The following is a 13,792-nucleotide window of genomic DNA, read 5'->3' as shown; positions in this document are numbered from 1 at the left end:
CGGTGTTTTAAATACTAGTCGACCGGTTCCTTCCAGTGGACGACGGCTGTCCCGACGACGAACGCGTCGTCGGTGTCCCGGTCCCGCCGGAACTGGATGGTGTTTTCGCCCTGGTGGAGTTGCGTGTCGGCGATAGTGTCCATCCAGTACTGCCACCCTTCGCCGGGCGCGATGTCAAAGCCCGTCAGCTCGGTGCCGTTGACCCGGATTTCGTGGGTGAACTCGCTCACGTCGTACACCTGCATCTCGACGTACGGTTCGACCGGTGCGTCCGTCGGCACCCGGAACGACACCTGGTCGGTCCGGTTCCCCGAGAACTCGGCCCACGACACGTCCAGCGAGTCCGCCGACGGGCCGAGGTGTTGCTGGAACGAACAGCGAGCGTAGTTCGCGCGGTGTGACATACCGGAGCGTCGAGCGGCTGCCAGATAAAGTGCGGTGGCGTTAGCAGGAGTGAGTAGCGATATCGGACTCATTTGGTTCGAGAGTCAGAATGTCCCGCTAGCAATATACACTGTGAACAGCCAGAAAGCCCCGACTGGCTCCGGTCGAGGGCTTCGCTGCGCCCTTCGTTCACTACGTTCTCTCCAGTGCTTGCGTCAGCCGTCTTCCCGGAGCCAGTCGCCCCTTTCAGTCCCACCCGCGCCAGCTGGTCAGACAGTGCCGGGTGGGGCTGAAAGGGGCCGCGTTCTGGACGAACCCCGACGACGTAAGCACCGCAAGGAGCGAAGTGACTGAGGAGCGCAACGAGTCGTGGGAGTCCAGAGCGCGGGGGCTTTCTGGCTGTTCGCAGCAGTGTTACCGACCCCTGCTAGCGGGACTTGCTGGCCGGCAACAGCAATATTCGCACGGCTAAATCCATCAACTACAGCTCAGTACAGCGGGTCGGGTCCGGGCGGCATCGCGCGCTTGTGCGCGCTGGTCTCGTGCATCTCCCGGACCTGGTCGACGACGCTGGGCGGGACGCCGATGTGGTCGGCGGTGGCGTCCTTGGGGACGCCGCCGTCGACGTGTAGCGCGAGGATGGAGTCGAGCGTGTCGTAGGTCATCCCCATCTCCGCGGCGTCGGTCTGACCGGCCCACATCTCGGCGCTGGCTGTCTTCTCGGCGAGGTCGTCGGGGACGCCGACGTGTTTCGCGAGCTGGCGGACCTGCTGTTTGTACAGTGTCGCGATGGGGTGACAGTCGACGGCGCCGTCGCCGTACTTCGTGTAGTACCCCACTTGCGCCTCGCTGCGGTTGCCGGTGCCCAGGACGAGGGCGTCCTCGTGGTTGCCCACGAGATAGTTGAGGACGGCGCGACAGCGCACCCGGAGGTTCCCGACGGCGAGCTGGTCGCCCTCGGCCTCGGGGTAGGCGTCGAGGAACGCGTCCACGAGCGGGTTTATCTCGATGACGTCGTAGTCGATACCCAGCAGGTCGTTGGCGACCCGCTCGGCGTCGCTCATGTTGTCCGCGGCGTTGACCTCGCTTGGCATCACCAGCCCGTGGACGGCGTTCCGACCCAGCGCCTCCACGGCCAGATGGGAGACGAGCGTGCTGTCGATGCCGCCCGACAGCCCGATTACCGCGCGGTCGACCCCCGCCGCGTCGAGTTGCCCCTCGATGAACGCGGTGATGTGCTCGCGGTGCGCCTCGAGTTCGGCCTCCGAGAAGGTGAGGTCGAGCGGGTCCGTCGCCCGCATGACGGTTTCGGCGTCGGCCATACGGAATCGTGGGCCGCACGCGACAAATAGCCATCTATCGGTGCGGTATTTTCGGACGCGCGTCCAGCCGAAGGGGCGGTTTCGGGCATCGTGTCCACAAGTCCCGAAACGCTACGTTCAAGTGCGCCGCCGTGTGACGTATCGAGTGCAACGAGGCCGTTGGTGAGCAAACACGAAGTGTTTGCGAGCCTCGGGGCGCGAGTGAACGGAGTGAACGAAGCGCGCCGTTGGTCCAGTGGTAGGACATAGCCTTCCCAAGGCTAGAGCCCGGGTTCAATTCCCGGACGGCGCATCTCTCGGCTCGAACGGACGTGAGAGCCGTGTCTGCGGAACTGAGGGAATTGAACCACGCGAGACGAGCGTAGTGAGTCTCGCCATCAGGTTCAATCACCGAGAGACTGCGTCTCTCGCGGCTCGCGAAGCCGGGGCTTCGCTCGTTCCCCGTCGGTATATCACGATAGCGCCGACTATCGGAGACGTGAACGGACCACAGACGGCACAGACGTAGCAACTGTTTTGAGGTATCCTGCACTGTACCGGGTAATGACACAGCAGGAAGTAACTCGGCGACGCTTCCTGCTATCGACGGGCGGAACACTCGCGGCGGGCGGACTGCTCACCCAGGAATCCAGCAGTGTCGGGGCCCAACAGGCTGGCGAACGATGGTCCCAGTTCAGCTACGACGCGGCGAACACGGGCCACGCACCGGCCAACACTGGTCCGGTGGGCGATATCGGAGAACGGTGGTCGTTCCAGACAGACTGGAGGAACACGTCGTCGCCGGCGGTGGTGAACGGCACTATCTACGTCGGAAGCTATGAGTTGAGTTACAGCGACGGGTGCGTGTACGCACTAACCGCGGAGGACGGTGCCGAGCAGTGGGCGTTCGAGACAGGCAACGCAGTGCGTTCGTCGCCGGCGGTCGCAGACGGGACGGTCTACGTCGGAAGTGACGACGGCAACGTCTACGCGCTAGACGCGGGCGATAGCACCGAGCAGTGGGCGTTCGAGACGGGCGACAGCGTCGCCTCGTCGCCGGCAGTTGTTGACGGGACGGTCTATATCGGAAGTGACGACTACAACGTCTACGCGCTGGACGCGGACGATGGCACTGAACAGTGGTCCTTCGAGACCGGCAGGGCGGTTCGCTCGTCACCGGCAGTAACGAATGACACGGTCTACATCGGTAGTACCGACAACACCGTGTATGCCATAGCTGCACAGAGCGGGACCGAGCGGTGGACCCACGACATGATTGATGTGGGGCATTCGTCCCCGACAGTTGCCGATGGCACCGTCTACGTCACAAAGGATTATTATCGGAACGAAAACACCGTGTACGCCCTGGATGCAGGGGATGGAACCGAGCAGTGGGCCGCCGAGATAGCGGGGAGTCTCGACTCGTCGCCGGCGGTAGCGAACGGCATCGTCTATATCAGCAACGACGATTACGAGGGTGACCGCACCGTGTATGCGCTGGACGCGGAGAACGGCGCCGAACGGTGGTCGTTTACCACAGGAGACGAGGTGCCGGGGTCGCCGGTGGTGGCGAACGGCACAGTCTACGTCGCCTGTAGCGGGCGTACCGCGTACGCGCTGGACGGGGAGACCGGCACCGAACAGTGGTCCTTCGAAACGGGGGTCGACCCCGGACAGTACTTCCAGGCGGACTCGTCGCCAGCGGTCGCGAACGGCACCGTGTATATCGGGAACTGGGACGACAACGTGTACGCGCTGACCGGCGAGACGCCGACCCCGACGGAGACACCGACCGCGACCGAAACGCCGACGCCGACCGAGAGTGCGACGCCGGCGGGCGAGAGCCCGACCACCGAACGGACAGACCGAGACGGAACCGCCCCGGGCGCTGTGTCGACCACGGAGCCGGTGCCACAGGGAGACAGTCAGGACGGGATGGGCGTGCTGCCGGTCGCCGTCGGCCTGCTCGCGCTCGGCGGGGCGGGGGCCGCGGCGTACCGGAACTGGCACACCGGTACCGACGAGGCGACGCCGAGTCCGGAGCAGCAGTACGAGCGAGCGGAGCGGGCGGTCGAGCGAGCCGACAGCGCGCTCCAGCGGGCGGAGTATCGGACGGCCATCGACAGATACGACGAGGCCATCGCGAGCTACGAACGCGCCGGGGAGCAGGCAGGCGGTGGCGAGTTGGCCGCGAGCATCAAAGGCGGCCTCGCAGCGTCGGAACGCAAGCGGGACACGGCCCGTGACCGGCTCGCCGAGTTCGAGGCCGTTCGCGAGCCGCTCCGGGACGCAGAGAGCACGCTCCAGACGGCGATAACCGAGCACGTCCACAGCAAACAGACGCCGGCGCGGCGCGACTACCGCCAGGCCGGCGAGCGCTACGAGCAGGCACTCGCCGCGCTCGAGGACAGCGAGACCGACGTGTTCGACACCCACGGGAGTGTCACCGTCCCGGTCGACATCGATGGCGACCACCTCCCGGAGCAACTGCTCGCCTGGCCACAGTCGACGGACGACCAGCACGAGGCACTCTCCGAGGCGGGCGTCGGGACACTGACCGACCTCCGGAGCGCCGGCGCGGAGACGATAGCCGAGCTACTCGACGACGGGGCTATCGGCGAGGACGTGGCGAATCAGCTTCGAGCGGCTATCTGGTGGCACGGGGACACCGAGCGGACGTTCACGAGCCGAGCGGCGATAGCGCGCCAGCGCGAGCGGGCCAGGACCGGCCACGAGATGCTCACGTAGGCGTCGAGTGCATCGTCGGTCCTCTGGGGCGCAGACAGAAGTTCCAGTAGGAGGCATAATACCACCTATATCTGAATTAGGCTAGCATTTTATGCCAGTGTGAGACAGGTTTTTGCACAAGACGATGGAAAACTGTGACAACTGCAACGACGAGGTAGGACACGTCTGGAAGTACCGTCGGCCGACCGAGACGATGACCTACTGGCGCGAGGAGCGACGCTGTGCGTCCTGTCATCCGCGGATACAAGAGCGGTTCGGACAGGCGGGGACGTGAGCGGGCCGCCAGCCCCCTGACGTAGTCGTCTGCGCGCCCGATGAGCGGGCGAGGCAGCAGATTCTTGTGGCAGAGTAGCTAACCAGTTAGGCATGAATCGCGGACACACCGTCCTCGTCTGCGGGGACGACGAGGAGCGGGTGGCGGAGACGGCGGCGGGTCTCGACGCAGTCGAGGGGGACTTCGACGTCCGGACAGCGACCGCCCGGGCGGGGGCCGACTCGGTCGACGGTGTCGACTGCGTCGTCAGCCTGTCGTTCGAGCCGCCCGAACTGGTCACGAGCCTCCGGGCGCAGCGCCCGGCGCTGCCGGTGGTCGTGTTCGCCGACGGACCCCCGGAACGGGTCCGCGAGGTGCTGGCCGACGCGACGCTGTCGTACGTCCGGCCGGGCGGCGACGCGCAGTACGTCGTGCTGGCCCACCGCATCGAGTCGGTCGCGAGCGAGGACGGCCCGACGGGTATGGGAGCGTTCGACCGCCACGGCGAGGTCATCGAGGCGCTCGACGACGGGGTGTACGCGCTCGACGACGAGGGGGAGTTCATCTTCGCCAACGAGGCGCTGGCGGAGCTGACGGGCTACGACATCGAGGAGCTGCTGGGCGAACACACCATCGTCATCAAGGACCGCGAGACGGTCGAACTCGCCGAGTCGAAGCTCCGGGAGCTGCTCTCGTCGTCGGGCCGCGGCGAGGTCGGGACGACGTTCGAACTGGAACTGCGGCGGGCCGACGGGCGGACGATAGCCTGCGAGGACCACATGACGGTGCTGTACGGACCCGACGGCGACTTTCGCGGGACCGCCGGCGTCATCCGCGACATCTCCGAGCGCAAGCGCCGCGAGGAACTGCTCTCGGCGCTGCAGGAGACCTCCCGGAGCCTGATGCAGGCGCCGAGCCGCGAGGACGTGGCGGGCATCGTCGCCGCCGCGACCGAACGGGTTCTCGGTCTCGACATGGCCGTCGTCCGGCTGTACGACGCCGACGAGCGGGTGCTCCGCCCGGCGGCGGCGACCGACGCGGTCGTGGAGGCGCTCGGCGAGCGGCCGGTGTACGGCCTCGACGAGGGGGAGGCCGGCCGGGTCTTTGCCTCCGGTGAGACGGCGAGCTACAGCGCCAGTCACGAACTCGACGAGAGCGGGACGACCGTCGGCTCGGGGCTGTACGTACCGGTCGGCGTCCACGGGACCCTGAGCGTACTCTCGACCGAGGAGGACGCCTTCGACGACGTCGACCGACAGGTCGTCGCGCTGCTGGCGACCAACGCCGCGGCCGCCTGCAACCGGGCGAAACGCGAACAGGAGGTCAGGGAGACCAGAGAGCGCATCGCGACCATCCTCGACCGCATCAACGGGCTCATCGAGAACACCGTCGAGGTGCTGGTCGAGGCGACGACGCGGGAGGCCGTCGAGGCCGGCGTCTGTGCCGAACTCGCGGCGACGAAGCCGTACACGCTGGCGTGGGTGGGCCGCCCCGCGGTCCGCGGTGACAATCTCGACATCACCGAGTGGAGCGGCGAGGCGGACGTCGTCGCCGACGGCGAGTCGATTGCGGTCGCCGACGGGACGCCCGGCGCGGCGGCGCTGGCCGACGGACACAGCGAAGTCGTCGACGACCTCGATAGCGACGTCGAGTGGGTCCGGCGGCTCCACGAGGCCGACGTCGCGTCGATGATGGCCGTCCCGCTGGCCTACACCGACTCGACCTACGGCGTCCTCTTCGTCTGTTCGGACCAGCCAGACGCGTTCGACGACCGCGAACAGGTCGTCCTGGAGGCGCTGGGGCGGGCCGTCGCCAACGCCATCAACGCCATCGAAAGCGGGAAGATACTGTCGGCAGACAAGGTCATCGAACTGGAGTTCACCGTCAACGACCGGAACCTGCTGATGAGTCGGCTCTCGGCGGCGACGGGCGCGACGCTGACCTCGGCCGGGACCGTCACCCAGGACGACGGCTCGCTCAGGGTGTACCTCGACGCCGACGGCGACGCCGAGGCCGTTCTGGCGAGCCTCGTCGACGACGCTGCCGTCCGCAGCGTCACCCAGGTCGCCGAACACGAGGGAAGCGCCCTGTTCGAAATCACCGTCGGGGAGTCGCTGCTGGCGACGCTCGTCGACCACGGCGCGGTGCCGAAAGCGGTCACCGGCGAGGACGGCGTCGCCCGCTACACCATCGAACTCCCCTACGAGGGCGACGCCCGCGAGGTGTTCTCGCTGGTCGAGGACAACTACGACGGGACCGACCTCGTGGGCTATCACGAACACGAGCGACCGGTCCAGACCCAACAGGAGTTCCAGGCGTCGCTCTCCGAACGGTTCACCGACCGCCAGGAGACGGCGCTGCGGACCGCGTATCTGGGCGGCTTCTTCGAGTGGCCCCGCGAGGTCGACGGCGACGAACTCGCCAGTGCGATGGACATCTCCCGCCCCACGTACCACCAGCATCTGCGCGCCGCACAGCAGAAGGTGTACGAAGAGTTGTTCGAGTAGAGCGAGGAACCGACCGCAGGGAGGTTCCTCGGAAAAAGCGAGCGGCGAAGCCGCGAGCAGGGCGATGTCCGACCGCAGGGAGGTTCCTCGGAAAAAGCGAGCGGCGAAGCCGCGAGCAGGGCGATGTCCGACCGCAGGGAGGACATCGAAACGGAACGGCGACCGGCGGGAGCCGTGGAGGAGAGCGAGGAATCGACCGAAGCGAGATTCCTCGGGGCGGAACGGGGAGCGAAGCGGCCCGCGGAGTAGCGCGAAGCGGAACGGGGAGCGGAGCGACCCGTGGAGCGGGCGAGGATTGAGCGAACGCCTCGAAACGGACCGGGCGGCGACAGTCGCCGCCCTCCGCCCGACGGCCTTTCACCGATTGGTTCGGCCGATGCGAATCGCCCGGGAGACAGCGGCCCGTGTACGAATTGGTCGTCGATATCCTGCGAACCGTTATCAGGAACACTCGCGTAACGACGGTATGGCTGTAGAGGGGAGTGTTCTCCGGCGGGCGCTAGATACCCTGGACGACGTCATCTACATCTACGACGAGGCGGACACGCTGGTGTACTGGAACCAGCGGCTCAACGATTTGTACGGCCTGAGCGACGCGGAGCTCTCCGGGACGCCGGCGACGGAGTTCTTCGGCCCGGCCGACCGGCCGGTTATCGAAGCGGCCCTCGAAGAGATTCGCGAGACGGGCGAGACGATCGTCGAGGCGTGGAGCCCGACAGTCGAGGGGCCGGTCCGTTTCGAACTGACGGGCCGGCGACTCACCGACGAGGACGGCGCGGTAATCGGCTTCGCCGGCATCGGCCGGGACGTGACCGAGCGCTACGAGCAGGCGGGCCAGCTTAGCCAGCAAAACGAACGGCTCGACGAGTTCGCGGACCTGCTGGCCCACGACCTGCGCAACCCGCTGTCGGTCGCGAGCGGGCATCTGGCGCTGGCCCGCGAGGACGACAGCGGCGAGTCGCTCGACGCCGTCGCGGCCGCCCACGAGCGCATCGGGCGCATCATCACCGACATCCGGATGGCGACCCGCGAAGGGGCGCTGGCGACCGACACGGCGACCACGGACGTCGCGCAGGTGGCCCGCGAGGCCTGGGAGTACGTCGACACCACGGGCGCCGTCCTCGACGCGCCCGACGGCCTCCAGACGGAGGCCGACGCCGGCCGGCTCCTGCGGTTGTTCGAGAACCTCTTTCGGAACGCGATGGAACACGGGCGGTCCGACGAGGGAACGGTGACGGTTCGACTCGAAGCCACGGCCGAGGGGTTCGCCGTCGAGGACGACGGGCCCGGTATCGACCCCGAAGTCCGGGAGCGCATCTTCGACCCGGGCGTCAGCGACGCCGCCGGTGGAACCGGCTTCGGCCTGTATATCGTGCGCACTATCGCGGCGGCCCACGGGTGGGACGTGACGGTGACCGGCGCCGCGAACGGCGGCGCGCGCTTCGAGTTCGCCTGCTAGGGCATCCCGCCCAGCCCGAACGTGGAGAGCAGGCTGGTGACGAGCCCGTAGACAACCAGTCCGAGGCCGCCGACCACGAGGGCGAGCCCGGCGGCCAGAATCAGGTTCTGCCACGCAACGAGGCCGATACCCGCAAACAGGACGACGACGCCGGCGAGGCCGGGGAGTCCGAGTTTGTCCAACATACCGGCGTTCCGACCGTCTACGGAAAAAGCCCGTCGAAGCCGTCACACTCCCCCCTCGCCGCTGTCGGAGCGCCGACCGCTCAGTGCTCGAACTCGGTGTCGATAGACTGGGCGGCGGCGACCATCTCCGAGACGGCGTCCTGCCGGCGCAACAGCGTCATCGTGTTGCCCGTCACGTCGAAGGTGCCGTCCATGACCGACTCGGAGACGTCGAGGTCGCCGGCGAGCAGGGCGGCCCAGGCGTCGTAGGGGCCACGCAGGGCGAAGTCGTAGTCGGCGCCGCCGTCGACCAGCGCCGTCTCCGTGCAGGCGCCGTCCGCGAGCGTGACGCGGAATCGAACCGGCTCGCCGTCGTAGCGGTCGTCGGCCTGTATCTCGAAGAGGAAGGTCGCCTCGAAGTCGGCGGCGGCGGCCGCGAAGTCCTCCCGGTCGTTGATGCGGTCGCGCCACGTGGCCGCCCACGCAGCGGCGTCGGCCGGCAGCGTCAGGGTCATTGACGACCGTTCTGCTGGCCGGGTCTTGGGCCTTATTATCCCGTCTGGCCGACAGACGGGGGCCGCGGCCAATCGTACAAAACTTAACCCTCCCGGGACCGAATACCCGCGTATGAGCGACAACGAGGGCCGGAAAGACCTGCGGATGCCCGACGACAGCGAGGTGTTCGCCGTCGTCACGAACATGCTCGGGGCGAACCGTGTCAAAGTACGCTGTATGGACGGAGTGGAACGCACTGCCCGGATTCCGGGCAAGATGCAGAAACGCATCTGGATTCGCGAGGACGACGTGGTCCTCGTCGAGCCGTGGGACTGGCAGGACGAGAAGGCCGACATCACCTGGCGCTACGAGAAGCAGGACGCCGACCAGCTCCGCGAGGAGGGACACATCAAGGAGTAAGCGCCGAATGCACCGCGCCACAGCGTCGACGGGGGGCGAGCCGTGACCGACAGCGAGGCCGAGTTCGGACTGCTCGACACCGAGGAAGTAGACGGCGTCGGCGACGAGTGGGAGGAGATAGACGTCAGCGACACCGACGCCGACCGCATCGCCCGCAAGCGCGACCGCGAGTTCAGCGAGTTCCGCAAGCGCATCAAGGACGCCGACCAGTTCAAGGTCGAGGCCAGCGTCTTCGACGACGCCACCTACGGCGCGCTGTACAAACTCGTCCAGGACGGCCACATCGACGCCTTCGGCGGGCCCATCTCGACCGGCAAGGAGGCAAACGTCTACACCGCGCTCTCGGGCGACCACGAGGTGGCGGTCAAGGTCTACCGCATCAACGCCTCCGATTTCACGGACATGCGCGGGTATCTCGACGGCGACCCCCGCTTCGAGGGCATCGGCTCCGACAAGAAGAAGGTCGTCACCGCGTGGGTCCGCAAGGAGTCGTCGAACCTGAAACGGGCTCGCAAGGCCGGGGTGCGCACGCCGGAACCCATCGCGGTCGAGCGCAACGTCCTCGTCATGGAGTATCTGGGGACCGACGAGGGCCGCGCGAAACGGCTCAGCGAGGTCCACATCGAGAACCCCGATACCGCGTACGAGGTCGTTCAGGAGTACCTCCGGCGGCTCTACGACGCCGGCCTGGTCCACGGGGACCTCTCCGAGTACAACGTCGTCTTCCACGAGGGGCAACTGTACATCATCGACCTCGGACAGGCCGTGACGGTCCACCACCCCAACGCCGAGGAGTTCCTCGAACGGGACTGTCGCAACGTCGCGAACTTCTTCGCTCGCCAGGGCGTCGAGACGACGCCCGAGGAGCTGCTCGCGTACGTCCGCGAGCACGCGACGCCCGAGGACGACGACGACACCGCGCCCGGTAGCGACGACGACGCGGTGCCACAGGGGCGTCTCGAAGACCGGCGGGGGTGAGCGCACGCCCGCGCGGCTTTCTCAAGGTTTAATGTCCGGCCTGCGATAGCCACCCACATGAGTACGGCAACGAAAATCGTCCTCGGAACCATCGCTGTCGCCGCACTGCTCTCGGTCGCTATCGTCGCGAACCTCGTCGTGTTCTCGGCGTAGATGTTCGGCGAGCGCGAGATAGACGGCGAGCTTGCGGCAGTTCGGGCGGCCTACGCCCCCGACGCCGTCGTCCTGAACGCGGCGACGGACTTCGAGACGCTGGACCCGGCGGCGGCCGAGGACCTCCTGCTGGTCACCGACTCGGTCGACCCCCTCGCCCTCGACCCGTCGTGGCTCCCCGACGGCGCGCCCGACCAGCTTCAGCGCTACGTCGGAAGCGACTTCACCGTCGGGCTGCCCGGCGACGGCGGCGTCGCCTGGACCACACAGACCGAGCCGGCCTGCGTCGTCGTCAAGCCCCGCCTGGAGACCTCCCCCGACGCCTTCGTCGACTTCCTCGTCGCCGAGGCCGTCGTGGAGACGAGCCTCGGCGAGCCAGAGCAGTTCGTCGAGTTCTTCGGTGACCGCTACCGGGACCTGGCGGCGGTGACCGACCCCCGAATCGGTCCCACGGGCACCTACCAGCTCGCGGTGGCGCTGTACGACGCCTATCTGGGCCTGCAAACGCGTGACATCTTCGGGACGTGGGCCGACGACTATCCCGACCTGTACGACGCCTGGGCCGACGCCGGCGAGCGGCTCCGCTCCCGTGTCGGCGGGCTCTCGACCGAGCTGGCGCGGGGCCAGACCGACTTCGCCGCCGCCGCGGAACTGGCCTGTAGTGCGGTCAAACACGGGCTGGAACTACCCTCGCCCTTCGCGGCACTGGACACCGCGGCCTACGGCGACCACGGCGCCGACTACGCCGTCCGGTGGGCAGAGAAGACTTTCGAACAGCTGGACTAGCTCACTCCTCCGGGTAGCCGACGGTGAAGCCGACTTCAGCGCCGACCGCCGGGAGCCGATAGGTGTACGCGCCCGAGTACGGGACCCTGATGTCGCTCTCGACCAGCGTCTCGTCGTTCGCTGGGACGTTCTCGCGGGTCGCGCTCGAAATCGTTATCGGCTCGTCCCCGGCGTGGTCGAACGTCACGGTATCGGTGACGACGCTGCTGTCCCGGTCACTCAGATTCCGGAAGCCCAGCGTCCAGGTGAACTCCTCGCGGGCGACGGCGTCGTCCGGGAACTCCGCGAGGTACATCTCGACTTCGTCGGGGCCCAGCGGCTCGACGATGTCGACGGGCACCTCAGTCGACGCCGACGTGCCGTACCCCTCGGCGTTGACGAGCACCTCGGCCGTGTAGCTGCCCTGGTCCCACGAGGCGGTGTCGAAGGCGAACCAGGAGCGGTCGCTGTGATACTCGCTGTCGTCGGTCACGACGGCGTCTACGTCCTCCGTGTCGGTCGACAGTTCGGTGCCGTCGCTGTCGCGGACCCCGGCCTCCGCGAGACCGCGGGCGCTGCCGTCGTCGACGGGGAGGTCGTACTCGACCCCGACGACGAGAAGGCCGCCCTGACCGACGCTGTCGATGTCGCCGAGGCCGTCGAACGCCCCGCGGTCCAGCAACAGCCCCGCGTCGGTCACGCTCGGCGTCGGCTCGGGCTGTTCGGTCGCCGGAGTCGCCTGCTCGGTCACGGTGGGCGTCCCGTCGGCGGTCTTGGTCTGGTTCGCCGTCCCTGTGCCGTCCCCCTCGCTACAGCCGCTGACGGCCGCCGCGGCGGCCCCCAGCGCCGTGAGATACGCTCTGCGGTCCATGCTGGGCCAGGCCTGGCCGCGGAATAGTACTTAAGCCTTCGTGGCCCCTGCACCCTTACAGCCGCTCTAACACCGCGTCGGCGTCGTAGTTGAGCGTCAGCTGTCGGGAGCGGCCCCGTCCCTCCACCTCGGTGTAGTCGGCGTCGATGATGCCCAGCTGGTCGAGCTTGTTGATTATCTCGGAGTAGCGGGTGTAGCCCAGACCGCTCTCGTCGTTGAACGCCTCGTAGATGTCGCCGGCGCGTTTCCCGTCGTGGTCGGCGATGACCTCCACGAGGGCCCGCTCCGAGTCCGACAGTTCCCGCAACCGGCGCGAGAGGTGGACGTATTTGGACTTGTCGTAGGCCGACTCGACGTCTTCCAGTTCGACGCTCCGGGAGGCGCGCATCTCGGCGTTCATCCCGGCCCGCCGCAGGAGGTCGATACCCACCCGCAGGTCGCCGCCCTGTTGCTCGGTGAGTTCGGCCACGCGGTCGAGCACGCTCGGCCCGACGACGCCCTCGTTGAACCCGCGCTCGACGCGCTCGTCGAGGATGTCGACGGTTTCGGCCTGGCCGTACTTGTTGAAGTAGACCTCCTCGGGCCGGAAGACGGACTGGACCCGCGTATCGAGTTCTTCGATGACGTCGAGTTCGAGGTCCGAGGAGACACAGATGACGCCGACGCGGGCGCCCGAGTGGGCCTCGTGTGCCCTGAGCAGGGAGTACAGCGTGTCGCTGGCCTCCGATTCGTAAAACAGGTAGTTCACGTCGTCCAGTGCCACGACAAGCACCTCGTCTTCCTCGACCAGTTTGTCGGTTATCTGAGAGAAGAGCTTCTTGAAGGAGATGCCCGAGGAGGGGGGTTCGTAGTCGAAGATAGCGGCAAAGAGCCGCGAGAAGACCGCGTAGCGCGTCGAGTCGACCTGGCAGTTGACCCGGACGGCTTGCACGTCCGTCTGGGCGGTCAACTCGTCGAAGAGAATCTGCGTGGCGGTGGTCTTCCCGGTGCCGGGCGGCCCGCGGGCGATGACGTTCAGCGGGCGGGACCCCCGGACGGCGGGCCGCAGCGCGTACTTCAGCGTCTCCATCTGGGTCTCGCGGTGTTTGAACGTCTCCGGCAGCCAGTCTATCTCGAAGACGTGTTCGTCCCTGAAGACGGACTCGTCCCAGCCGAGCATGTCCTCCTCAGGATTGTCGCTCATCACTTTCACCGAGCTTCGCTGCCCACTTAACCATTTGCCACTGATAGTGAAAGTGGAACTACGGGGCGGCAGGCGGACCGGGAACAGCGACAGCGACCGGCTGCCCGGCCA

General features: G+C 67.2%; 14 protein-coding genes and 1 tRNA gene. 9 read left to right on the top strand and 6 right to left on the bottom strand.

Features of this window, described 5'->3' with window-relative positions; all coding sequences use genetic code 11:
* Positions 1-14: 14 nt before the first annotated feature.
* Together NDI86_RS07075 and NDI86_RS07070 are read right to left on the bottom strand one after the other, a co-directional pair.
* Positions 15-404 carry a DUF7383 domain-containing protein gene (locus NDI86_RS07075; protein ID WP_310899713.1) on the bottom strand — a complete coding sequence of 130 codons (390 nt, stop codon included), beginning with the start codon at positions 402-404 and terminating at the stop codon, positions 15-17.
* A 468-nt stretch (positions 405-872) separates the two neighbouring features.
* Positions 873-1,706 (bottom strand): NAD+ synthase, encoded by an 834-nt coding sequence (locus NDI86_RS07070; RefSeq protein WP_310899712.1) that lies wholly within the window; start codon positions 1,704-1,706, stop codon positions 873-875.
* Positions 1,707-1,927: 221 nt separating this feature from the next.
* On the opposite strand from NDI86_RS07070, the gene NDI86_RS07065 reads away from it, so the two are divergent.
* The 5 genes from NDI86_RS07065 (at position 1,928) to NDI86_RS07045 (ending at position 8,652) form a co-directional block, all read left to right on the top strand.
* A tRNA-Gly gene (locus NDI86_RS07065) sits at positions 1,928-1,998 on the top strand.
* A gap of 251 nt (positions 1,999-2,249) precedes the next feature.
* Positions 2,250-4,433, top strand: a complete 2,184-nt coding sequence (locus NDI86_RS07060; RefSeq protein WP_310899711.1) for an outer membrane protein assembly factor BamB family protein — start codon at positions 2,250-2,252, stop codon at positions 4,431-4,433.
* Positions 4,434-4,557: 124 nt separating this feature from the next.
* Positions 4,558-4,707 (top strand): hypothetical protein, encoded by a 150-nt coding sequence (locus NDI86_RS07055; protein WP_310899710.1) that lies wholly within the window; start codon positions 4,558-4,560, stop codon positions 4,705-4,707.
* A gap of 92 nt (positions 4,708-4,799) precedes the next feature.
* Positions 4,800-7,193, top strand: coding sequence for a bacterio-opsin activator domain-containing protein (locus NDI86_RS07050; RefSeq protein WP_310899709.1), 2,394 nt, complete (start codon positions 4,800-4,802; stop codon positions 7,191-7,193).
* A 466-nt stretch (positions 7,194-7,659) separates the two neighbouring features.
* A complete protein-coding gene (locus tag NDI86_RS07045; RefSeq protein WP_310899708.1) occupies positions 7,660-8,652 on the top strand; it encodes a sensor histidine kinase in 993 nt (330 codons plus the stop codon).
* Here the strand turns inward: NDI86_RS07045 and NDI86_RS07040 are convergent.
* Both NDI86_RS07040 and NDI86_RS07035 read right to left on the bottom strand, forming a co-directional pair.
* A complete protein-coding gene (locus NDI86_RS07040; RefSeq protein WP_310899707.1) occupies positions 8,649-8,837 on the bottom strand; it encodes a DUF7470 family protein in 189 nt (62 codons plus the stop codon). The two genes, NDI86_RS07045 and NDI86_RS07040, sit on opposite strands and share 4 nt — an antisense overlap.
* A gap of 80 nt (positions 8,838-8,917) precedes the next feature.
* Positions 8,918-9,331, bottom strand: a complete 414-nt coding sequence (locus tag NDI86_RS07035; RefSeq protein WP_310899706.1) for an SCP2 sterol-binding domain-containing protein — start codon at positions 9,329-9,331, stop codon at positions 8,918-8,920.
* Positions 9,332-9,443: 112 nt separating this feature from the next.
* On the opposite strand from NDI86_RS07035, the gene eif1A reads away from it, so the two are divergent.
* Genes eif1A through NDI86_RS07020 form a run of 4 tightly spaced genes read left to right on the top strand, consistent with a single transcriptional unit; the run spans position 9,444 to position 11,648 of the window.
* Positions 9,444-9,731, top strand: a complete 288-nt coding sequence (eif1A, locus tag NDI86_RS07030; protein ID WP_220588516.1) for a translation initiation factor eIF-1A — start codon at positions 9,444-9,446, stop codon at positions 9,729-9,731.
* Positions 9,732-9,773: 42 nt separating this feature from the next.
* Positions 9,774-10,709, top strand: coding sequence for a serine/threonine-protein kinase Rio1 (rio1, locus tag NDI86_RS07025; RefSeq protein ID WP_310899705.1), 936 nt, complete (start codon positions 9,774-9,776; stop codon positions 10,707-10,709).
* Between the two features lie 57 nt (positions 10,710-10,766).
* Positions 10,767-10,862, top strand: a complete 96-nt coding sequence (locus NDI86_RS22215; RefSeq protein ID WP_470303439.1) for a hypothetical protein — start codon at positions 10,767-10,769, stop codon at positions 10,860-10,862.
* Entirely contained in the window at positions 10,863-11,648 is a 786-nt protein-coding gene (locus tag NDI86_RS07020) for a DUF7089 family protein (RefSeq protein WP_310899704.1), read from the top strand.
* A 1-nt stretch (position 11,649) separates the two neighbouring features.
* Here NDI86_RS07020 and NDI86_RS07015 read toward each other — a convergent pair whose 3' ends face one another.
* Positions 11,650-12,498, bottom strand: a complete 849-nt coding sequence (locus NDI86_RS07015; protein WP_310899703.1) for a hypothetical protein — start codon at positions 12,496-12,498, stop codon at positions 11,650-11,652.
* Positions 12,499-12,553: 55 nt separating this feature from the next.
* On the bottom strand, positions 12,554-13,681 hold the full coding sequence (locus NDI86_RS07010) for an ORC1-type DNA replication protein (protein WP_310899702.1): 1,128 nt from the start codon (positions 13,679-13,681) through the stop codon (positions 12,554-12,556).
* Between the last annotated feature and the right edge of the window lie 111 nt (positions 13,682-13,792).

It is taken from the genome of Haloarcula onubensis, assembly GCF_031624605.1.
GTDB lineage: Archaea > Halobacteriota > Halobacteria > Halobacteriales > Haloarculaceae > Haloarcula > Haloarcula onubensis.
This window is presented reverse-complemented; position numbering and strand designations above follow the sequence as displayed.

Excerpts from the sequence above, each read along its gene's own strand:
- NDI86_RS07075 (WP_310899713.1), bottom strand. The coding sequence starts at position 404 with ATGTCACACCGCGCGAACTACGCTCGCTGTTCGTTCCAGCAACACCTC.
- NDI86_RS07070 (WP_310899712.1), bottom strand. The coding sequence starts at position 1,706 with ATGGCCGACGCCGAAACCGTCATGCGGGCGACGGACCCGCTCGACCTC.
- NDI86_RS07060 (WP_310899711.1), top strand. The coding sequence starts at position 2,250 with ATGACACAGCAGGAAGTAACTCGGCGACGCTTCCTGCTATCGACGGGC.
- NDI86_RS07055 (WP_310899710.1), top strand. The coding sequence starts at position 4,558 with ATGGAAAACTGTGACAACTGCAACGACGAGGTAGGACACGTCTGGAAG.
- NDI86_RS07050 (WP_310899709.1), top strand. The coding sequence starts at position 4,800 with ATGAATCGCGGACACACCGTCCTCGTCTGCGGGGACGACGAGGAGCGG.
- NDI86_RS07045 (WP_310899708.1), top strand. The coding sequence starts at position 7,660 with ATGGCTGTAGAGGGGAGTGTTCTCCGGCGGGCGCTAGATACCCTGGAC.
- NDI86_RS07040 (WP_310899707.1), bottom strand. The coding sequence starts at position 8,837 with ATGTTGGACAAACTCGGACTCCCCGGCCTCGCCGGCGTCGTCGTCCTG.
- NDI86_RS07035 (WP_310899706.1), bottom strand. The coding sequence starts at position 9,331 with ATGACCCTGACGCTGCCGGCCGACGCCGCTGCGTGGGCGGCCACGTGG.
- eif1A (WP_220588516.1), top strand. The coding sequence starts at position 9,444 with ATGAGCGACAACGAGGGCCGGAAAGACCTGCGGATGCCCGACGACAGC.
- NDI86_RS22215 (WP_470303439.1), top strand. The coding sequence starts at position 10,767 with ATGAGTACGGCAACGAAAATCGTCCTCGGAACCATCGCTGTCGCCGCA.
- NDI86_RS07020 (WP_310899704.1), top strand. The coding sequence starts at position 10,863 with ATGTTCGGCGAGCGCGAGATAGACGGCGAGCTTGCGGCAGTTCGGGCG.
- NDI86_RS07015 (WP_310899703.1), bottom strand. The coding sequence starts at position 12,498 with ATGGACCGCAGAGCGTATCTCACGGCGCTGGGGGCCGCCGCGGCGGCC.
- NDI86_RS07010 (WP_310899702.1), bottom strand. The coding sequence starts at position 13,681 with ATGAGCGACAATCCTGAGGAGGACATGCTCGGCTGGGACGAGTCCGTC.